30 protein-coding genes are annotated in these 17,980 nt (G+C 37.7%); 28 read left to right on the top strand and 2 right to left on the bottom strand.

The window, feature by feature from the left end:
• Window positions 1-95: 95 nt before the first annotated feature.
• Window positions 96-575 (top strand): PTS sugar transporter subunit IIA, encoded by a 480-nt coding sequence (locus EKM63_RS07375; RefSeq protein ID WP_125705229.1) that lies wholly within the window; start codon window positions 96-98, stop codon window positions 573-575.
• A gap of 9 nt (window positions 576-584) precedes the next feature.
• Window positions 585-1,409 carry an alpha/beta hydrolase gene (locus EKM63_RS07370; RefSeq protein ID WP_125705227.1) on the top strand — a complete coding sequence of 275 codons (825 nt, stop codon included), beginning with the start codon at window positions 585-587 and terminating at the stop codon, window positions 1,407-1,409.
• A gap of 1 nt (window position 1,410) precedes the next feature.
• Here the strand turns inward: EKM63_RS07370 and EKM63_RS07365 are convergent, their stop codons facing one another.
• Complete coding sequence (locus tag EKM63_RS07365; RefSeq protein ID WP_125705226.1) at window positions 1,411-2,079, bottom strand: prepilin peptidase; 669 nt, start codon at window positions 2,077-2,079, stop codon at window positions 1,411-1,413.
• A 240-nt stretch (window positions 2,080-2,319) separates the two neighbouring features.
• On the opposite strand from EKM63_RS07365, the gene rpsL reads away from it, so the two are divergent.
• Genes rpsL through fusA form a run of 3 tightly spaced genes read left to right on the top strand, consistent with a single transcriptional unit; the run spans window position 2,320 to window position 5,366 of the window.
• A complete protein-coding gene (rpsL, locus tag EKM63_RS07360; RefSeq protein ID WP_125705224.1) occupies window positions 2,320-2,733 on the top strand; it encodes a 30S ribosomal protein S12 in 414 nt (137 codons plus the stop codon).
• Between the two features lie 32 nt (window positions 2,734-2,765).
• Window positions 2,766-3,236, top strand: coding sequence for a 30S ribosomal protein S7 (gene rpsG, locus EKM63_RS07355; protein ID WP_010624929.1), 471 nt, complete (start codon window positions 2,766-2,768; stop codon window positions 3,234-3,236).
• 33 nt (window positions 3,237-3,269) lie between these two features.
• Window positions 3,270-5,366, top strand: coding sequence for an elongation factor G (gene fusA, locus EKM63_RS07350; protein WP_125705222.1), 2,097 nt, complete (start codon window positions 3,270-3,272; stop codon window positions 5,364-5,366).
• Window positions 5,367-5,423: 57 nt separating this feature from the next.
• On the opposite strand, the gene EKM63_RS07345 is transcribed toward fusA, so the two are convergent.
• Entirely contained in the window at window positions 5,424-6,581 is a 1,158-nt protein-coding gene (locus EKM63_RS07345; RefSeq protein WP_125705220.1) for a CPBP family intramembrane glutamic endopeptidase, read from the bottom strand.
• Between the two features lie 294 nt (window positions 6,582-6,875).
• Here EKM63_RS07345 and rpsJ point away from each other — a divergent pair, with 294 nt between their 5' ends.
• From rpsJ to EKM63_RS07230, 23 genes are read left to right on the top strand one after another with little or no spacing between them, the layout of a single operon-like run.
• Window positions 6,876-7,184, top strand: a complete 309-nt coding sequence (gene rpsJ / locus EKM63_RS07340; RefSeq protein WP_125705217.1) for a 30S ribosomal protein S10 — start codon at window positions 6,876-6,878, stop codon at window positions 7,182-7,184.
• A 30-nt stretch (window positions 7,185-7,214) separates the two neighbouring features.
• The gene (gene rplC / locus EKM63_RS07335) at window positions 7,215-7,850 is read left to right on the top strand and encodes a 50S ribosomal protein L3 (RefSeq protein ID WP_125705215.1); all 636 of its coding nucleotides are present in this window, start codon (window positions 7,215-7,217) and stop codon (window positions 7,848-7,850) included.
• An 18-nt stretch (window positions 7,851-7,868) separates the two neighbouring features.
• Window positions 7,869-8,492 (top strand): 50S ribosomal protein L4, encoded by a 624-nt coding sequence (gene rplD, locus EKM63_RS07330; RefSeq protein ID WP_125705213.1) that lies wholly within the window; start codon window positions 7,869-7,871, stop codon window positions 8,490-8,492.
• Entirely contained in the window at window positions 8,492-8,779 is a 288-nt protein-coding gene (gene rplW / locus EKM63_RS07325; protein ID WP_125705211.1) for a 50S ribosomal protein L23, read from the top strand. Before rplD ends, rplW begins: the two co-directional genes overlap by 1 nt.
• 16 nt (window positions 8,780-8,795) lie before the next feature.
• Window positions 8,796-9,629, top strand: a complete 834-nt coding sequence (gene rplB, locus EKM63_RS07320) for a 50S ribosomal protein L2 (RefSeq protein WP_125705209.1) — start codon at window positions 8,796-8,798, stop codon at window positions 9,627-9,629.
• A 34-nt stretch (window positions 9,630-9,663) separates the two neighbouring features.
• On the top strand, window positions 9,664-9,945 hold the full coding sequence (rpsS, locus tag EKM63_RS07315; protein ID WP_125705207.1) for a 30S ribosomal protein S19: 282 nt from the start codon (window positions 9,664-9,666) through the stop codon (window positions 9,943-9,945).
• Window positions 9,946-9,964: 19 nt separating this feature from the next.
• Complete coding sequence (gene rplV / locus EKM63_RS07310) at window positions 9,965-10,318, top strand: 50S ribosomal protein L22 (RefSeq protein WP_125705206.1); 354 nt, start codon at window positions 9,965-9,967, stop codon at window positions 10,316-10,318.
• 31 nt (window positions 10,319-10,349) lie between these two features.
• The gene (rpsC, locus tag EKM63_RS07305) at window positions 10,350-11,021 is read left to right on the top strand and encodes a 30S ribosomal protein S3 (RefSeq protein ID WP_125705204.1); all 672 of its coding nucleotides are present in this window, start codon (window positions 10,350-10,352) and stop codon (window positions 11,019-11,021) included.
• Between the two features lie 3 nt (window positions 11,022-11,024).
• Window positions 11,025-11,456: a 50S ribosomal protein L16 gene (gene rplP, locus EKM63_RS07300; RefSeq protein WP_010624918.1), complete on the top strand. Its 432-nt coding sequence runs from the start codon at window positions 11,025-11,027 to the stop codon at window positions 11,454-11,456.
• Window positions 11,446-11,640, top strand: coding sequence for a 50S ribosomal protein L29 (gene rpmC / locus EKM63_RS07295; RefSeq protein ID WP_048704073.1), 195 nt, complete (start codon window positions 11,446-11,448; stop codon window positions 11,638-11,640). The genes rplP and rpmC overlap by 11 nt, the downstream gene beginning before the upstream one ends.
• A gap of 23 nt (window positions 11,641-11,663) precedes the next feature.
• Window positions 11,664-11,936, top strand: coding sequence for a 30S ribosomal protein S17 (gene rpsQ, locus EKM63_RS07290; protein WP_125705202.1), 273 nt, complete (start codon window positions 11,664-11,666; stop codon window positions 11,934-11,936).
• A gap of 32 nt (window positions 11,937-11,968) precedes the next feature.
• On the top strand, window positions 11,969-12,337 hold the full coding sequence (gene rplN / locus EKM63_RS07285) for a 50S ribosomal protein L14 (RefSeq protein ID WP_048704069.1): 369 nt from the start codon (window positions 11,969-11,971) through the stop codon (window positions 12,335-12,337).
• Window positions 12,338-12,369: 32 nt separating this feature from the next.
• A complete protein-coding gene (gene rplX / locus EKM63_RS07280; RefSeq protein ID WP_125705200.1) occupies window positions 12,370-12,654 on the top strand; it encodes a 50S ribosomal protein L24 in 285 nt (94 codons plus the stop codon).
• A 16-nt stretch (window positions 12,655-12,670) separates the two neighbouring features.
• On the top strand, window positions 12,671-13,213 hold the full coding sequence (gene rplE, locus EKM63_RS07275; RefSeq protein ID WP_125705198.1) for a 50S ribosomal protein L5: 543 nt from the start codon (window positions 12,671-12,673) through the stop codon (window positions 13,211-13,213).
• A gap of 16 nt (window positions 13,214-13,229) precedes the next feature.
• Complete coding sequence (locus EKM63_RS07270) at window positions 13,230-13,415, top strand: type Z 30S ribosomal protein S14 (RefSeq protein WP_125674859.1); 186 nt, start codon at window positions 13,230-13,232, stop codon at window positions 13,413-13,415.
• Window positions 13,416-13,444: 29 nt separating this feature from the next.
• Window positions 13,445-13,843 carry a 30S ribosomal protein S8 gene (gene rpsH, locus EKM63_RS07265; protein ID WP_125705196.1) on the top strand — a complete coding sequence of 133 codons (399 nt, stop codon included), beginning with the start codon at window positions 13,445-13,447 and terminating at the stop codon, window positions 13,841-13,843.
• Window positions 13,844-13,873: 30 nt separating this feature from the next.
• Entirely contained in the window at window positions 13,874-14,404 is a 531-nt protein-coding gene (gene rplF / locus EKM63_RS07260) for a 50S ribosomal protein L6 (protein WP_125705194.1), read from the top strand.
• A gap of 16 nt (window positions 14,405-14,420) precedes the next feature.
• Window positions 14,421-14,786, top strand: coding sequence for a 50S ribosomal protein L18 (gene rplR, locus EKM63_RS07255; protein WP_318530634.1), 366 nt, complete (start codon window positions 14,421-14,423; stop codon window positions 14,784-14,786).
• An 18-nt stretch (window positions 14,787-14,804) separates the two neighbouring features.
• Window positions 14,805-15,305 (top strand): 30S ribosomal protein S5, encoded by a 501-nt coding sequence (gene rpsE / locus EKM63_RS07250; RefSeq protein WP_125705190.1) that lies wholly within the window; start codon window positions 14,805-14,807, stop codon window positions 15,303-15,305.
• Window positions 15,306-15,322: 17 nt separating this feature from the next.
• Window positions 15,323-15,508: a 50S ribosomal protein L30 gene (gene rpmD / locus EKM63_RS07245; protein WP_125705189.1), complete on the top strand. Its 186-nt coding sequence runs from the start codon at window positions 15,323-15,325 to the stop codon at window positions 15,506-15,508.
• Window positions 15,509-15,537: 29 nt separating this feature from the next.
• Window positions 15,538-15,978, top strand: coding sequence for a 50S ribosomal protein L15 (rplO, locus tag EKM63_RS07240; protein ID WP_125705187.1), 441 nt, complete (start codon window positions 15,538-15,540; stop codon window positions 15,976-15,978).
• On the top strand, window positions 15,978-17,273 hold the full coding sequence (gene secY, locus EKM63_RS07235; protein WP_125705186.1) for a preprotein translocase subunit SecY: 1,296 nt from the start codon (window positions 15,978-15,980) through the stop codon (window positions 17,271-17,273). The genes rplO and secY overlap by 1 nt, the downstream gene beginning before the upstream one ends.
• A 23-nt stretch (window positions 17,274-17,296) precedes the next feature.
• On the top strand, window positions 17,297-17,950 hold the full coding sequence (locus tag EKM63_RS07230) for an adenylate kinase (RefSeq protein WP_125705185.1): 654 nt from the start codon (window positions 17,297-17,299) through the stop codon (window positions 17,948-17,950).
• The last annotated feature ends 30 nt before the right edge of the window (window positions 17,951-17,980 follow it).

Here is a 17,980-nt window from a genome sequence, read left to right as displayed (position 1 = left end):
CTCGTTGCAACTTATTTTTTTGCATTATTTTATTTATTTTGTTAAATGTGGTACTTTCATTAATAAGGACTATGGATGATCAGAGGTGAGTGGGGATGCTGTTTTTTAACAATAATCGCAAAGATACAGCTGTATATGCACCAATGAGTGGACAATTTATTTCATTAGCTCAGGTAGATGATCCAGTTTTTTCTAGTGGTTCATTAGGTCATGGTTTTGCCATTAGATCTAATTCTGGGGATGTAAGAACTCCAATAGCTGGAATGGTCAGTAGTATTTTCCCAACCAATCAAGCTTTGATCATCAGGACACCAGATGAAAGGGATGTTTTGATCCATTTCGGTGTTGGTCAGGAACATCTGAAACGCGAGCGGTTTTCTCTAGATGTCAGAATCGGGGAGAAAGTCGACTTCGGTGACAGACTCGAACTGATTGATACTTCACGTTTGGACCAGGAAAAAGGCATTCCGACAATTGTTGTAGTTAGTACAGATTTTAAGTTTCATCCTGACTTGGGTTACGGTATCCAAGTTGATCCGAAAATGATGGTAGGTACTTTCACCGCAGTAAAATAGGAGGCAAATATGTTAGATAGAAAAACTTTGACATTTGATGGAACAGATTTTCAATTAGATACATATTTTTTAGATAAGATAGGTGATTTTGATAAGGTAGTAAATCATCCATTAGCTATTATTATTCCAGGTGGCGGATTCAATTTTCATTCAGATAGGGAAGCACAACCGATAGCCATGAAATTTGCCTCCGAAGGTATCCATGCGATAGTTCTTCATTATCAGTTATTAAAAGATGGTAAATCAGTTTATCCTGCTGCAGTTCAACAGTTAGCAACTACAATGAACTGGCTCAAAGAGGTTCAGGCGGAACATCAAATTGATTTAGATAAAATACTATTAGTAGGTTTTTCTGCTGGTGGTCAAATAGTAACCAATTACAATTCGTTGATGACAAACCCAGACACAGCTAAAGAAGTGTTTAAAGATAAGTTGAATGTGACACCTCGTGCAGTTATAGTTGGTTATCCAGTTATTGATTTAGAGGCAGGTTGGCCTGGTGATGATGAAAAAATTAAACAGATCAGTCCAAACAAGTTGTTTTGGCATAGCCAAGATACAGTAACCAAAAACAGTAAGCCAGCTTTTATTTGGCAGACGATCACAGATCAAACTGTGCCAGTACGAAACTCGTTGTTGTATGCCTCAAAACTAGAAGAAATGAATTTGCCATTTGAATTGCACCTATTTTCAAGTGGACGTCATGGTTTGTCACTTGCAACATATCAAACTCAAGAACCAGGTGGAGACAAGTATCTTAATGATCAAGTTTCAAAATGGTGGTCATTATGTATGAACTGGTTGAAAGAAATTAAGGTTTTACCAATCAATTAAATTATCCAAAGATCAAATAGACTATTCCAGTAGAAATTGTTAGATAGGGGATAAATCTAAATGATCTTTTTTTGTTGATAAGAAAGTGTACAAGACAAAGTAAACAAGCAAGAATAATTATTTTTAAAATTATTTCTGCACCTAATAATAAATTGAGCAGGGAGAGGACTTCAATATCTCCGAAACCTAAACCTTTTGAAATATAAGCTAATAGATGAAGTGTTGAAAATATAAGTAGACTGGAAATCAGATGTAGATTTGGAAAATTGATAATTATAGACGGAAGTAAAATCAAATAGAATATAGGGTAAATGTATCCATAGAAGTAATCCATGAACGCAAAGATGGTCATCATTATGAATATTGATGTAACGATAGGGATGTTCTTTTCAGTGATTATTGTCAATACAAAAACCATTCCACCAAAAAACTCAGATAATGGGTAAACAATATTAATTGGCTTTTTACAGCAATACCCCTTACCTTTCAATAGAAGATAGCTTAAAATAGGCACTGTGTGATACCACTTCAGTTGTTTTCCACAGACATCACATTGAGATCTGCGCAGGTTTAAGAATTCTCCTTTGGGGAATTCATATGCTAATACGGTCAAAAAGGAAACCATACTTGAGCCAAGTATAAAAGTTAGAATATAAAATATAATTTTCATTTGGACACCTCAAGTAAAATTACGTTGAAATGTGGAAAAAATTTCTGTCTTAATTAAAAATGTTACGTTGACACTACCTGTAGTAGATGGTATTCTAGTAGACGTGCTTTTATTGGCAGCAATATTTGTTTTGTTTATAAATATAAGCTCAAAGCGTACACCACTCTAGTGGTTTATTATTTTTCAAAAATTGTGAACCACCTGGATGTGTGTACTTAAAATTTTTAGGAGGAACTTTGAATGCCTACAATCAATCAATTAGTTCGTAAAGGCCGTAAGTCAATCGGATCGAAGTCAAACTCACCTGCATTGAACTATGGTTACAACAGTATGAAGAAAGTTGCCACAAAGAATCCAGCCCCACAAAAACGTGGAGTTGCAACTCGTGTTGGTACAATGACACCAAAGAAGCCTAACTCAGCTTTACGTAAGTATGCCCGTGTTAGACTATCAAACCTTATTGAGGTTACTGCATATATCCCTGGTGTTGGTCACAACTTACAAGAGCATAGTGTTGTTCTTGTTCGTGGTGGTCGTGTAAAGGATCTACCTGGTGTTCGTTACCACGTCATTCGTGGTGCTCTTGATACAGCCGGTGTTGATGGCCGTATGCAAAGCCGTTCAAAATATGGTGCTAAGAAACCTAAGAAATAAATTAGTTAAGAATAATAACGGAGGAATTTAATATGCCAAGAAAAGGTAGCGCTCCAAAACGCGATGTTTTACCTGATCCAATGTATAACTCAAAATTAGTAACACGATTAATCAACCACTTGATGTATGACGGTAAAAGAGGTACAGCCTCATCAATCCTTTATCGTTCATTCGATATTATCAAGGACAAGACTGGTAATGAACCATTGGACGTCTTCGAAGAAGCAATGAACAATGTTATGCCAGTACTAGAAGTTAAGGCTCGCCGTATCGGTGGTTCTAACTACCAAATTCCTATTGAAGTACGTCCAGATCGTCGTACAACATTAGGTCTACGCTGGATCGTTAGTTATGCTCGTTTACGTGGAGAACACACAATGGATGAGAGACTAGCAAACGAAATTATGGATGCAGCAAACAATACAGGTGCTGCAGTTAAGAAACGTGAAGATACACATAAGATGGCTGATGCCAACCGTGCCTTTGCTCATTATCGTTGGTAGAATCTAGTAAACTGAGAGGAGATAAAATTTTTAATGGCTAATAAACGTGAATTTCCATTAGAAGATACTCGTAATATCGGTATCATGGCTCATATTGATGCTGGTAAAACAACAACAACAGAACGTATTTTGTACTATACTGGTAAAATCCATAAAATTGGTGAAACTCATGATGGTGCTTCACAAATGGACTGGATGGCCCAAGAACAAGAACGTGGTATTACTATTACATCAGCTGCTACAACTGCTGAATGGAAAGGTAACCGAATCAACATCATCGATACTCCAGGACACGTTGACTTCACAATTGAAGTTGAACGTTCACTTCGTGTGCTAGATGGTGCTATCACTGTTCTTGATGCTCAATCAGGTGTTGAGCCACAAACTGAAAATGTTTGGCGTCAAGCTTCAACATACAGTGTTCCTCGTATTGTCTTTGTTAACAAGATGGATAAAATCGGTGCTAACTTTGACTACTCTGTAGAAACACTTCATGAAAGATTAGACGCTAATGCCCATGCTATCCAAATGCCTATCGGTGCTGAGGATAACTTCGAAGGTGTTATCGACTTGATCGAAATGAAAGCTGATCTTTATGATGAAGATGAGTTAGGTACAAAGTGGGATACAGTTGATGTTCCTGATGAATACCTTGAAAAAGCTAAAGAAAAACGTGCTGAATTGATCGAAGCCGTTGCTGACGTTGATGATGACATCATGGAGAAATACCTTGATGGTGCTGAAATCAGTAATGACGAAATCCGTAGTGCTATCAGAAAGGCTACTGTTGATTTGAAATTCTTCCCTGTACTTGCTGGTTCTGCCTTCAAGAATAAGGGTGTTCAAATGTTAATGGATGCCGTTGTTGATTATCTTCCATCTCCACTTGAAGTTCGTCCTTACAATGCTACAAATCCTAAGGATGACAGCCAAGTAGAATTGACTGCTGACGATAGCAAACCATTTGCTGGTTTAGCATTCAAGATTGCTACTGATCCATTCGTTGGACGTCTAACATACATTCGTGTATATAGAGGTTCTCTAGAATCAGGTTCTTACGTTCTTAACGCTACAAAAGACAAGCGTGAACGTGTTGGTCGTTTGCTACAAATGCATTCTAACCACCGTAAAGAAATCCCAGAAGTTTTCTCAGGTGATATCGCTGCCGTTATCGGTTTGAAGAATACAACTACTGGTGATTCACTTACAGATCCTGATGATCCATTGATTCTTGAATCATTGGATATTCCAGATCCAGTTATCCAAGTTTCTATCGAACCTGATTCAAAGGAAGATAGAGACAAGATGGATATCGCTATCCAAAAACTATCAGAAGAAGATCCTACTTTCCAAGCTGAAACAAATCCTGAAACTGGTGAAACATTGATCGCCGGAATGGGAGAACTTCACTTGGACATCATGGTTGACCGTATGAAACGTGAGTTCAAGGTTGCATGTAAAGTTGGTGAGCCACAAGTTGCTTACCGTGAAACATTTACTAAGTCAACACAAGCTCAAGGTAAATTCGTTCGTCAATCTGGTGGTAAAGGTCAATATGGTGACGTTTGGGTTGAATTTACACCAAATGAAGAAGGAAAAGGCTTCGAATTCGAAGATGCCATCGTTGGTGGTGTTGTTCCTCGTGAATACATTCCTTCAGTTGAACAAGGTTTGAAAGAATCAATGGAAAATGGTGTTCTTGCCGGATACCCATTGATCGATGTTAAGGCTAAGTTATATGATGGTTCATATCACGAAGTCGATTCATCTGAAGCTGCATTTAAGATTGCTGCTTCAATCGCTTTACGTAACGCCGCTAAAAATGCTGGTGCCGTAATTCTTGAACCTATTATGAAGGTTGAAATCGTTACTCCAGAAGATTACTTAGGTGATGTTATGGGACAAGTAACTGCTCGTCGTGGACGTGTTGAAGGTATGGAAGCTCGTGGTAATGCTCAATTGATTAACTCGTTCGTTCCACTTTCAGAAATGTTCGGATATGCTACAACACTTCGTTCAGCAACACAAGGTCGTGGTACTTTCACAATGACATTTGATCATTACGAGAAAGTTCCTAAGTCAATTCAAAAAGAAATTATTGAAAAGAACGGCGGAAAAGCTGAAGACTAATTTTCAAAATAAAAACTCGAGAGTATATGCTCTCGAGTTTTTTTGTGTCTAATGTGTCTAAGATGTTAGTTGTTGACGATGTGATACAGAATTAATCAGTAAGGCAGCAATAACGACAAAGATCAAAGATTCAATTATTGTAAAAATGATATCCGAAGTAGCTACTTTACCTGTCATCACGTCAGATGAAGTTGCGGCGAATACAAATATATCTAAAAGTGAATGGATCAGAATGGGAATATAGAATGCATCTGTATAAAGGTATATTGATGATAAAAATGCACCTAAGCCGAATGCAAAGATGATTTGAATCAAAGTGTTGCCAAAATCCTGGCCTGCAAAAATATTGATACCATGTGCTAGTCCAAATAGGAGACTGCTGATTATTACTGCAAATGTGGTTTTATGTTTTGAATTCTTTAGAAAAATCAGGAAAATCGTCAGCACTGCATATCTAAAAATGAATTCTTCAGCAATACCGGCTTCCAGACCACTAAGTATATTAGAAGTTGTAAAGTGTAATTTAGAAAAGTCGAACATGTAAAGCGATGCAATAAATGTGTTGCCACTTGATGCTGAGTTCCAAGCTGTAAACCAGATCAAGTATAGCAATAAGAAAATCATCGCAAATTTATTGACTTGGTTATTAAATCTAAATTTAGGTAAATCATATTTCCAAACGTGCATTGCAACAAGAATAATTACGGCAATGATGATAGCTCCAAGAAATAATGTGTCTGATAAAGTTTTGATCAGGTGAACTTCTTCAAGCGGTGTATCAATGGTCATCCAGTCTAAAGCAGAAGTTGCAGTGAACAAGAAACTAAGTAGAATAATGACAATTTGCATAAACTTGCTATGGATATTTTTAAAGAAAACAAATGTGTAGGGTATATACATGATTGTTGCGTATATCAGTGTTACAAAAATCATGGGAGCTGAGGTCCAGGCAACATAATCTTTTGTCAAAGTTATGAGATAAGAGAATGCTGTTGGAATGATGGCTGCTTGGGCGATCGGCTGAATATACTGATTAAAAAGTTTCAGTTTCTTCCTATTAGATACTGGAAGAACTAAACCCAGAATATTGATCAATAAAATCCAGGTATATGTATAGTTATTTTTAATTAACTCAATAATTAGTATAAGTATCGAATTCAGAAGTAGTTGGTAGTAAAATAAACGTTGTTGTGTTGAATTCTTAAATATTGCCATAAAGTCCTCCTGCAAAATAAGAATAAATTGATTATCTCATATTTGAAGGAGTACTACATGACTGACAGTTTTTCGATGCAAAAATTAAAAATGCCTTGATAATGCACCTTTAATCGTGTATTATAAGAAAAGTGCTTATTTCAACGGAGAAGTATGCGCCAAATGGTATTTAAATAAATATCGACGGTTTAGAAGTGAGAGGTTGCGACACGCCCGGCCGCTTTGCCACGGCAGGGCTGTTGGATATTTTCACGGAGCCGGTCATCTTGAAAGAGACAAAAAGGAGGTAACCCCATGGCAAGTCAAAAAATTCGCATTCGCTTGAAGGCTTACGAACATCGTATCTTAGATCAATCAGCTGACAAGATTGTGGAAACTGCAAAGAGAACTGGTGCTACAATTTCAGGCCCAATTCCTTTACCAACAGAACGTTCACTATATACAGTGTTGAGTTCACCACATAAGCATAAAGATGCTAGAGAACAATTCGAAATGCGTACACATAAAAGACTTATTGACATCGTTAATCCATCACCTAAGACAGTTGATTCATTAATGAAGTTAGATCTACCATCAGGTGTAGATATCGAAATTAAATTATAATTATAAAAATAAATTATTGGAGGTGCAAACATGGCCAGAAAAGGAATTCTTGGTAAGAAAATTGGAATGACTCAAATTTTCACTGAAAACGGCGAATTAGTTCCTGTTACAGTTGTAGAAGCAACACCTAATGTTGTTATGCAAGTGAAAACAGTAGAATCAGATGGTTATGAAGCTGTACAACTTGGCTTTGAAGACCGTCGTGAAGTTCTAACTAACAAACCTGCCAAAGGTCATGCAGAAAAGGCAAACACAACTCCTAAACATTACACACGCGAATTTCGCGATGTTGAAATGGGAGATTACGAATTAGGTGGAGAAGTTTCAGTAGATACATTTAATTCAGGTGATATTGTCGACGTTACAGGTACATCAAAGGGACATGGAATGCAAGGTAACATTAAGAGATTTGGACAAGCTAGAGGTCCTGAAACTCACGGTTCTAGATATCACCGTGTTGCAGGATCAATGGGTGCCATTATCAACCGTGTATTCAAAGGTAAGATGCTTCCCGGACGTATGGGTAACAATCGCGTGACTACACAAAACTTATCTGTTGTTAAAGTTGATACAGATAACAATGCAATTATGATCAAGGGTAATGTACCCGGAGCAAACAACTCATTAGTTAAAATTCAAACAGCTGTTAAAGCTAATACAAAATAGGAAGGAGGAAAATGAGTTATGACAAAAATCACAGCCTATAAAAATAGCGGTGCTGAAAACGGTACTGTTGAAGCAAGCGACGCAATCTTTGGTATTGAACCAAACAACAACGTTGTTACAGATGCAGTTCTTATGCAACGTGCATCAATGAGACAAGGTACACATGATGTTAAAAACCGCTCTGAAGTTCGTGGTGGTGGTAAAAAACCATGGCGTCAAAAAGGAACAGGTCGTGCTCGTCAAGGTTCAATCCGTTCACCACAATGGGTTGGTGGTGGTACCGTCTTCGGTCCTACACCAAGATCTTACGCATACCATCTTCCTAGAAAAGTTAGCCGTTTAGCATTGAAGTCTGTACTTTCACAAAAAGCTGCTGACGGTAACATGATCGTTATTGACTCAGTTTCATATGACAAACCAAGTACTAAATCATTCGCACAATTACTTTCAACAGTAGGTGCAGATGACAAGGCATTGGTTGTCCTTGAAGATGGCAATGACAATGTTGCTTTATCAGCAAGAAACATTGATAAAGTTACAGTTGTTGCACCAGAAGGTGTTAACGTTCTTGATGTTATCAGTGCTAAGAAATTAGTAGTTACACAAGCAGCACTTTCTAAGATTGAGGAGGTGCTTGGATAATGAGCGCAAGAGACGTAATTATTCGCCCAGTTGTTACTGAAAGTTCAATGGATACAATGGCAGACAAGAAATACACATTTGATGTAGCTCTTGATGCTAACAAAGTTCTTGTAAGACAATCTATTGAAGAAATTTTCGGCGTAAAAGTTAAAAAAGTAAATATCATGAATGTTTCTGGTAAGAAGAAGCGCCAAGGTCGTTATGTTGGATTCACAAGCAAACGTCGTAAAGCTATTGTTACACTTACTGAAGATTCAGATGAAATTAAGATTTTTGATGAAGAATAAATAAGGAGGTCAAATAATGGCGATTATCAAGTATAAACCAACCACAAACGGTCGTCGTAATATGACAGGTTCTGATTTTGCCGAGATTACTAAGAAATCTCCTGAAAAGACATTATTAGAATCACAAAGCCATACTGCTGGTCGTAACTCATACGGTCATATTACAGTTCGTCACCGTGGTGGTGGTCATAAGCAACACTACCGTATTATCGATTTCAAACGTACTAAAGATAACGTAGTTGCAACAGTTAAGGCAATCGAATACGATCCTAACCGTACAGCTAACATTGCATTATTACACTATTCAGATGGTGTTAAATCATATATCCTAGCTCCTAAGGGTCTTGAAGTTGGACAAAAAATTCAATCAGGTGTCGAAGCAGATATCAAACCAGGAAATGCTCTTCCACTAGAAAACATTCCAGTTGGTACTATTCTTCATAACGTTGAGTTAAAACCTGGTAAGGGTGGCCAATTAGGTCGTTCTGCTGGTACATCAATCCAATTATTAGGTAGAGATGGAAAGTACTCATTACTACGTTTACCTTCTGGTGAAGTTCGTATGATCCTTTCTACTTGCCGTGCAAGTATCGGCGCTATTGGTAATGAACAACATGAATTAATTAAGATTGGTAAAGCTGGACGTAAGCGTTGGTTAGGTATCAGACCTACAGTTCGTGGTTCAGTTATGAACCCTAACGATCACCCACACGGTGGTGGTGAAGGTAAAGCTCCTATCGGTCATCCATCACCTATGTCACCATGGGGTAAGAAGACTCTTGGTAAGAAAACTCGTTCAAAACATGCCAAATCTGAAAAACTTATCATTCGTCATAGAAAAGGTAAGTAATTATTTCGCAAGAATAATATAAGGAGGACATAAAATGAGTCGTAGTTTAAAAAAGGGACCATTTGCTGATGCCCATTTGTTAAAGAAAATTGACGCACAAGCTGATTCAGATAAGAAATCTGTTATCAAGACATGGTCAAGACGTTCAACAATTTTTCCTAGTTTCGTAGGATTCACTATTGCAGTTCATGATGGACGTAAGCACGTTCCAGTTTATATCCAAGAAGATATGGTTGGACATAAGTTAGGTGAATTTGTACCTACACGTACATTCCATGGACATGGTACTGACGATAAGAAAACTGTAGCAAAGTAATAAGAAGGGAGACTAAATGATGGCAGAACAAGAAATTACATCTGCAACAGCCAAAGTTAAGAACGTGCGTATTGCACCTCGTAAGGCTCGCCTTGTTATTGATTTGATCAGAGGCAAAAATGCTGCTGAGGCACTTGCAATTTTGCAATTCACACCTAGAGCAGGCTCTCCAATTATTGCCAAAGCTCTTAAGTCAGCAATTGCAAACGCAGAACATAACTTTGATTTAGATGCACAAAACCTATTTGTTAGCGAAGCATTCGTTGATGAAGGACCAACTCTAAAACGTTTCCGTCCTAGAGCAAAAGGTTCAGCATCACCAATTAATAAAAGAACAAGTCACATTACAGTTGTAGTAACTGAAAAAGACTAGTAATAAAAGAATAGTATTGGAGGTAACTTGAGTGGGTCAAAAGATTAATCCAGTCGGATTCCGTGTTGGTGTAATCCGTGACTGGGATGCCAAATGGTATGCAGAAAAAGATTTTTCAACATTTTTACATGAAGACCTAAAGATCCGTAAGTATATTGAAGATAGACTTTCAAATGCTTCAGTATCAAGAATTGAAATTGAACGTACTGCTAAGAACGTTACAGTTTCAATCCATACCGCTAAACCAGGAATGGTTATCGGTAAGGGTGGTTCAGAAGTTGAAAAGCTACGTAACGAACTAAACAACTTAGTAAACAGAAATATTCATATTAATATTATTGAAATCAAGAAACCTGATCTAGATGCAAAACTTGTGGGTGAAAATGTTGCTCGTCAACTTGAAGCTCGTATCGCATTTAGACGTGCACAACGTCAAGCCGTTCAACGTTCAAGACGTGCCGGTGCCAAGGGTATCAAGATTCAAATATCTGGTCGTTTAAACGGTGCCGATATGGCTCGTAGAGAATGGCATACAGAGGGAACTGTTCCTCTTCACACATTGCGTGCAGATATCGATTATGCTTGGGTTGAAGCAAGTACAACATATGGTAACTTGGGTGTTAAAACTTGGATTTACCGTGGTGAAATTCTTCCTGACAAGCCAAAACATAATCAAAACAACAATGAAGGGAAAGGAGAATAATCTATGCTAGTACCAAAACGTGTAAAACACCGTCGTGAATTCCGTGGTAAGATGCGCGGAGAAGCTAAAGGTGGTAAAAATGTCGATTTTGGTGAATATGGTTTGAAAGCTCTTGATTCAAGCTGGATCACAAATAGACAAATCGAAGCAGCTCGTGTTGCTATGACTCGTTATATGAAGCGTGGTGGTAAGGTTTGGATTAAAATCTTCCCTCACAAATCATATACCGCTAAAGGTGTAGGTGTTCGTATGGGTTCTGGTAAAGGTGCTCCTGCTGGATGGGTTGCCGTTGTAAAACGTGAAAAAGTCATGTTTGAAATCGGTGGCGTTCCTGAAGAAGTTGCTCGTGAAGCCCTAAGACTTGCATCAAACAAACTTCCAGTGAGAACTAAGTTTGTAAAAGCTGAGAAAGTAGGTGGCGCTGATGAAGGCTAGTGAAATCAAAGAGCTAACTGCTACTGAACTACAAGATAAAGTTAAGCAATATAAAGAAGAATTATTTAACCTTCGTTTCCAACAAGCTACAGGCCAATTGGAAAACACAGCTCGTCTAAAAGCTGTAAGAAAGAATATTGCTAGATTAAGAACTGTTCAAAATCAAGTAAATAACGAAAAATAATAAACAGGAAGGGAGATATCACGTTGAGCGAAAAAGAAACTCGTAACAGTCGTAAAGTATACCAAGGACGCGTTGTTTCAGATAAAGCAGAAAAAACGATCACAGTTGTTGTTGAAACTTACAAGAAACACCCAGTTTATGGTAAACGTGTAAGATACTCAAAGAAGTATTACGTTCAAGACGAAAAGAATGAAGCTAAAATTGGCGATATTGTTCGTATTATGGAAACTCGACCTTTGTCAAAGACAAAGCGCTTCCGTTTATTAGAAATCGTCGAAAAAGCAGTTATTATCTAGTTTTAAATACTGATGAGAGGAGGACTAATTAAGTGATTCAACAAGAAAGCCGTCTAAAAGTTGCAGATAATTCTGGAGCTCGTGAAATTCTAACTATTAAAGTTCTCGGTGGTTCAAACCGTAAAACAGCAAATATCGGAGATATTATTGTCGCTACTGTCAAACAAGCAACACCAGGTGGCGTTGTTAAAAAGGGTGACGTAGTTAAGGCAGTAATCGTAAGAACTGTTTCAGGCGCACATCGTACAGATGGTTCCTACATCAGATTCGACGAAAATGCCGCAGTTATTATTAATGCTGATAAGACTCCTAGAGGAACTCGTATCTTCGGACCAGTTGCTCGTGAACTACGTGATAGCGATTTTATGAAGATCGTATCACTAGCACCAGAAGTGCTATAAAAAGATCAATTTAATTCAGGAGGTGCTGAATAGTGTTTGTAAAAACTGGAGACAACGTTGAAATTATTTCTGGTGATGACAAAGGCAAGCAAGGTACTGTTATCCAAGCTTTGCCCCGTGAAAACAAGGTTATTGTTAAAGGCGTAAATGTTGTAAAAAAACATTCAAAACCAACTAACACACAACCTCAAGGCGGAATCATCGACGTTGAAAGACCCATCAATGCTACTAACGTAAAAATTGTTAAGGGTTCAGCTAAGAAAACATCAACAGCCAAGAAATCAACAAAATCAACTGATAAAAAAGAAGACAAGTAAGAAAGGAGAAAACTAAATGGCTAATGCATTAAAAGAAAGATATGATAGCGAAATTACACCATCAATGATGGAAAAATTTAACTACACATCAATCATGCAAACACCTAAGATCGAAAAAGTCGTTCTTAACATGGGTGTTGGTGACGCAATTGCTAATTCAAAGAATCTTGATGAAGCCGTAGAAGAACTAGGACTTATTTCAGGTCAAAAACCTTTGATTACAAAAGCTAAGAAATCTATCGCTGGTTTCAGACTTCGTGAAGGAATGTCAATCGGTGCTAAAGTTACAATTCGTGGCGATCGTATGTATGACTTTCTAGACAAGTTAATCAACGTCGCTTTACCTCGTGTTCGTGATTTCCGTGGTGTAAGTACTCGTTCATTTGATGGTCGTGGTAACTATACATTAGGACTCAAAGAACAATTGGTTTTCCCAGAAATTGACTATGATAAGGTTAACAAGATTCGTGGATTGGACGTTGTTATCGTAACAACAGCTAACTCAGATGAAGAATCACGTGAACTTCTATCACAAATTGGAATGCCATTCACTAAATAAAAAGGAGGTCAATTCATTGGCTAAGAAATCTCAAGTAGTACGGAATCATAGACCAGCTAAGTTCTCATCACAAGAATATACTCGTTGCGAACGTTGTGGTCGTCCACATTCTGTTTATCGTAAGTTCAAGCTTTGCCGTGTTTGCCTTCGCGAATTGGCTCATAAAGGTCAAATCCCTGGCATGAGAAAAGCTAGTTGGTAAGATTTTTACATTAAAAGGAGGTAAATTAAATGGTCATGACAGATCCTATTGCGGATTACTTAACTCGTATTCGTAACGCTAATATGGTAAAACATGAATCTCTAGAAGTGCCTGCTTCAAACATCAAGAAGAGCATTACAGAGATTTTAAAAACTGAAGGATTTATCAAGGATTACGAAGTTGTTGAAGACAACAAACAAGGTATTCTTCGTATATTCCTTAAATTTGGAAAAGATCAACAACGTGTAATCACAGGCTTGAAACGTATTTCAAGACCAGGTTTGCGTAGTTACGTTGATTCTGATAACGTGCCAAAGGTTCTTAATGGACTAGGTATCGCTATCCTTTCAACTTCAAAAGGTGTAATTACTGATAAAGAAGCCCGTGCACAACACGTTGGTGGAGAAGTAATCGCTTATATTTGGTAATAATTTTAAAGGACAAGGAGGTGCACAAATTTGAGTCGTATTGGTTATAAAGTAATTGAAATTCCAGAAGGTGTTACAGTTACTCAAAAAGATGAAGATATCACTGTTAAAGGCCCAAAGGGTGAATTAACAAGACATTTCAATCCAAAAATCAAATTAGTTCTTGAAGGTAATGAAGCTAAGTTCGAACGTGAAAGCGATAATGACAAAGCTCTTCACGGAACAATGCGTTCAAACCTTAACAACATGGTTCTTGGTGTTACAGAAGGATTTGAAAAGAAACTTGAACTTAGAGGTGTTGGTTACCGTGCACAAGTTAAAGGTACAACATTGACACTTTCAGTTGGATACTCACATCCAGTTAACATGGAAGCACCAAAAGGTATTAAGATTGAATCTCCTTCAAATACAGAGATCAACATCTCAGGTATTAGTAAGCAAAAGGTTGGACAATTTGCTGCTGAGATTCGCGACGTACGTCCCCCAGAACCATATAAGGGTAAAGGTATTCGTTATGTTGACGAATATGTACGTCGTAAAGAAGGTAAAACTGGTAAATAGTAAATAAATCTATGAGGTGAAAATTGTGATAACAAAACCAGACAAAAACAAAGCACGTCAAAAGCGTCAAAAACGTGTACGTGCCAAAATCTCTGGTACTGCTGAGCGCCCACGCTTAAACATATTCCGTTCGAATAAAAACATTTACGCTCAAGTAATTGATGACGTAAAGGGTGTAACGCTAGCAAGTGCCTCAACTCTTGATAAAGAAATTAAAGACGGTTCAAAAGTTGAACAAGCTCAAGCTGTTGGTGCTTTAGTTGCCAAAAGAGCAAACGAAGCTAAAATCGAAGATGTTGTATTTGATCGTGCAGGTTACTTATACCATGGTCGTGTACAAAGTCTTGCTGAAGCAGCTCGTGAAAATGGGCTAAAATTCTAGAAGGAGGAAACCAAACTTATGACATATATCGATCCATCTCAAATGGAATTGGAAGATCGCGTTGTATCAATCAACCGTGTTACTAAGGTTGTTAAAGGTGGACGCCGTCTACGTTTTGCAGCTATCGTAATCGTTGGAGACAAGAATGGCCACGTTGGATTCGGAACTGGTAAAGCTCAAGAAGTTCCAGAAGCTATTCGTAAAGCTGTTGAAGATGCTAAGAAGAACTTAATCAATGTTCCTATGGTAGGCTCAACAATTCCTCACGAAGTTATTGGTACTTACGGCGCAGGTAGAATTATGTTAAAACCTGCTGTTGAAGGTTCTGGTATCGCCGCTGGTGGTGCTGTTCGTGCCGTGCTAGAATTAGCTGGTGTTGGTGATATTACAAGTAAATCACTTGGAAGAAATACACCAATTAACGTAATTCGTGCAACAATCGAAGGACTTAAAGAAATCAAGACAGCTGAAAGTGTTTCTGAAATGCGTGGAATTTCAGCTCAAAACTTGCTTAACTAGAAGAAAGGTGTGTAATAATGGCTAAACTTAAGATTACTCTTACTAGAAGTGCAGCTCACCGCCTTCCTGCTCAACGCAAAATTGTTAAAGAACTAGGACTCGCTAGAGTTAATAGTTCAGTTGTTAAGCCGGATGATCCCGCAATTCGTGGTGCTGTATTGAAAATCGCTCATTTAGTTAGCGTTGAAGAAGTTAAAGATTAATAAATATTCAAAGATTAGGAGGTGCAAGAATGGAACTACATGAACTTAAACCTAGTGAAGGTTCAAGACATTCTAGAAAACGTTTGGGTCGTGGTACTTCAAGTGGTACTGGTAAGACTGCTGGTCGTGGACAAAAAGGTCAATTAGCTAGATCAGGTGGTAAGACACGTATCGGTTTTGAAGGTGGACAAATGCCTTTATTCCGTCGTATGCCAAAACGTGGATTTAAGAATATCAACCGCAAAGAATATGCAGTTGTTAACCTTAAAGACTTGAACAAGTTCAGCGATGGTGCTGAAGTAAATCTTCAAACTTTGAAGGAAGCAGGAATCGTTAAGAAAGAATTTGACGGTGTTAAATTACTTGCTAACGGAGAAGTAAAAGCTAAGTTAACTGTTAAAGTTGCTAAAAGCTCTGACGCTGCTACTAAGGCAATTGAAGCTGCTGGTGGCTCAGTCGAGGTGATCTAATGTTTAGAACTATCAGAGATGCTCTAAAGGTTAAAGAGATCCGTCAAAAGATATTCTTTACCTTAATGTTACTTGTTATTTATAGATTGGGTTCACAGATAACAGTACCTGGCGTTAACGCCGCAGCTATGGATAAGGTCAGTTCTTCTGGTCTTGTACCATTGCTTGATACCGTTACTGGTGGTGGTTTATCAAATTATTCCATCTTCTCAATGGGTGTATCACCTTTCATCACTGCACAAATCGTGGTTCAATTACTCCAAATGGATATTGTTCCTAAGTTTGTTGAGTGGAGTAAACAAGGTGAAGTAGGTCGTAGAAAACTAAATCAAGTAACTAGATATTTGACGATTGTTTTAGGCTTCGTACAATCAATCGGTATAACAGCCGGTTTCAATACACTTAGTGGTTTAGGTTTGGTTAAAACACCAAACATTCAAGCCTTCATAACAATTGGTGTTATTTTGACAGGTGGTACAATGTTACTTACCTGGATTGGTGAACAAATCACTGATAAAGGTCTAGGTAATGGTGTTTCTGTTATTATCTTCGCTGGTATTGTTGCTAGAATGCCTTCTGGTATTTATGAAATTTACCGTGATTATATTAGCAATGCCGATGCCGCAGATCTCGCAAAGAACATTGGATTTATCGTTGGATTAGTAATCATTATTCTGATCGTTGTACAATTTGTTACATACGTTCAACAAGCTAACAGACGTATTCCAATTCAATATACAAGACGTGCCGCAGGTAGCGGAAGCGAAAGTTTCTTGCCACTAAAGGTTAACGTTGCTGGTGTTATCCCTGTTATCTTCGCAAGTTCATTTATTGTTACACCTCAAACTATTTTGATGGCGTTCCAAGCAAATCACAGTGGAGATGGCTGGTATCAAGTTCTATCTGAAATATTCAGTATGCAAACTGTTACAGGATCATTACTTTATACATTGTTGATTGTGTTATTCACATTCTTCTATGCATTCGTTCAAGTAAATCCTGAAAAATTATCAGAAAATCTACAAAAGCAAGGTGCTTATATCCCAGCTGTTTGGCCAGGAAATGAGACAATTAAATTTATGAATGGTGTCCTTCTTAGATTATCTACAGTTGGTTCAATATTCTTAGGTTTAGTTTCATTGCTACCATTGCTTGCAGCAAATATATTCAACCTACCTCAATCCATCGGATTAGGTGGTACAAGTTTACTTATCATCGTTGGTGTTACACTAGAAATGGATCGTCAACTTAGAGGTCTATTGATGAAACGTGAATACGTTGGGTTTATTAGATAAGATAATTGTTGGGAGATGTAATAATGAACATTGTTTTGATGGGATTGCCTGGTGCTGGTAAAGGTACACAAGCTGAAAAAATTGTTGAAGATTTTAATGTTATCCATATTTCAACTGGCGATATGTTTAGACAAGCTATGGCTGATGAGACTGAAGTTGGTCTAAAAGCCAAGGGATTTATGGATAAGGGTGAGCTAGTTCCCGATGACGTTACTGAAGCAATCGTTGAAGAACGTTTAGCTAAAGATGACGTTCAAAAAAGTGGATATATGCTAGATGGATTTCCAAGAACTATCGAACAGGCTAACGCTTTACAGACAATTGCAAAGAATGTAAACAAGCCGATCGATGGTGTCATCTTAATTGATGTTAAACCAGAAGCTCTTGTTGGACGTTTATCTGGAAGATATATTTGCTCAAATTGTGGAGCAACTTACCACAAAATCTACAATCCAACAAAGGTCGAAGGTACTTGTGACGTCTGTGGTAAACATGATTTTTACCAGCGTGACGATGACAAGCCTGAGACAGTTAAGAACAGATTAAAAGTTAACATCGAAAAGAATACTCCTATTATTGATTTTTACAGCAAGCTAAACTTGCTTCATAAGATCAATGGTGAGCAGGATATCGATGTTGTATATAAAGAAGTTAAAGAAGTTTTACAAAACTTGTAGAACTATTTAGCTTTGGTTTGTTTACATTGC

Origin of the sequence: Companilactobacillus mishanensis (assembly GCF_003946505.1) — a bacterium.
In the GTDB taxonomy this organism is placed as follows: domain Bacteria; phylum Bacillota; class Bacilli; order Lactobacillales; family Lactobacillaceae; genus Companilactobacillus; species Companilactobacillus mishanensis.
This window is presented reverse-complemented; position numbering and strand designations above follow the sequence as displayed.

What these genes read in the sequence shown, in the direction of transcription:
- EKM63_RS07370 (WP_125705227.1), top strand. Translation starts at nt 585, where the DNA reads ATGTTAGATAGAAAAACTTTGACATTTGATGGAACAGATTTTCAATTA.
- rpmD (WP_125705189.1), top strand. Translation starts at nt 15,323, where the DNA reads ATGGCTAAACTTAAGATTACTCTTACTAGAAGTGCAGCTCACCGCCTT.
- rplP (WP_010624918.1), top strand. Translation starts at nt 11,025, where the DNA reads ATGCTAGTACCAAAACGTGTAAAACACCGTCGTGAATTCCGTGGTAAG.
- EKM63_RS07230 (WP_125705185.1), top strand. Translation starts at nt 17,297, where the DNA reads ATGAACATTGTTTTGATGGGATTGCCTGGTGCTGGTAAAGGTACACAA.
- rpsE (WP_125705190.1), top strand. Translation starts at nt 14,805, where the DNA reads ATGACATATATCGATCCATCTCAAATGGAATTGGAAGATCGCGTTGTA.
- EKM63_RS07345 (WP_125705220.1), bottom strand. Translation starts at nt 6,581, where the DNA reads ATGGCAATATTTAAGAATTCAACACAACAACGTTTATTTTACTACCAA.
- rplC (WP_125705215.1), top strand. Translation starts at nt 7,215, where the DNA reads ATGGCCAGAAAAGGAATTCTTGGTAAGAAAATTGGAATGACTCAAATT.
- rplW (WP_125705211.1), top strand. Translation starts at nt 8,492, where the DNA reads ATGAGCGCAAGAGACGTAATTATTCGCCCAGTTGTTACTGAAAGTTCA.
- rplV (WP_125705206.1), top strand. Translation starts at nt 9,965, where the DNA reads ATGGCAGAACAAGAAATTACATCTGCAACAGCCAAAGTTAAGAACGTG.
- rpsG (WP_010624929.1), top strand. Translation starts at nt 2,766, where the DNA reads ATGCCAAGAAAAGGTAGCGCTCCAAAACGCGATGTTTTACCTGATCCA.
- rpsS (WP_125705207.1), top strand. Translation starts at nt 9,664, where the DNA reads ATGAGTCGTAGTTTAAAAAAGGGACCATTTGCTGATGCCCATTTGTTA.
- EKM63_RS07365 (WP_125705226.1), bottom strand. Translation starts at nt 2,079, where the DNA reads ATGAAAATTATATTTTATATTCTAACTTTTATACTTGGCTCAAGTATG.
- rplB (WP_125705209.1), top strand. Translation starts at nt 8,796, where the DNA reads ATGGCGATTATCAAGTATAAACCAACCACAAACGGTCGTCGTAATATG.
- rplD (WP_125705213.1), top strand. Translation starts at nt 7,869, where the DNA reads ATGACAAAAATCACAGCCTATAAAAATAGCGGTGCTGAAAACGGTACT.
- rpsJ (WP_125705217.1), top strand. Translation starts at nt 6,876, where the DNA reads ATGGCAAGTCAAAAAATTCGCATTCGCTTGAAGGCTTACGAACATCGT.
- fusA (WP_125705222.1), top strand. Translation starts at nt 3,270, where the DNA reads ATGGCTAATAAACGTGAATTTCCATTAGAAGATACTCGTAATATCGGT.
- rplO (WP_125705187.1), top strand. Translation starts at nt 15,538, where the DNA reads ATGGAACTACATGAACTTAAACCTAGTGAAGGTTCAAGACATTCTAGA.
- rpmC (WP_048704073.1), top strand. Translation starts at nt 11,446, where the DNA reads ATGAAGGCTAGTGAAATCAAAGAGCTAACTGCTACTGAACTACAAGAT.
- EKM63_RS07375 (WP_125705229.1), top strand. Translation starts at nt 96, where the DNA reads ATGCTGTTTTTTAACAATAATCGCAAAGATACAGCTGTATATGCACCA.
- rpsH (WP_125705196.1), top strand. Translation starts at nt 13,445, where the DNA reads ATGGTCATGACAGATCCTATTGCGGATTACTTAACTCGTATTCGTAAC.
- rplE (WP_125705198.1), top strand. Translation starts at nt 12,671, where the DNA reads ATGGCTAATGCATTAAAAGAAAGATATGATAGCGAAATTACACCATCA.
- secY (WP_125705186.1), top strand. Translation starts at nt 15,978, where the DNA reads ATGTTTAGAACTATCAGAGATGCTCTAAAGGTTAAAGAGATCCGTCAA.
- rpsL (WP_125705224.1), top strand. Translation starts at nt 2,320, where the DNA reads ATGCCTACAATCAATCAATTAGTTCGTAAAGGCCGTAAGTCAATCGGA.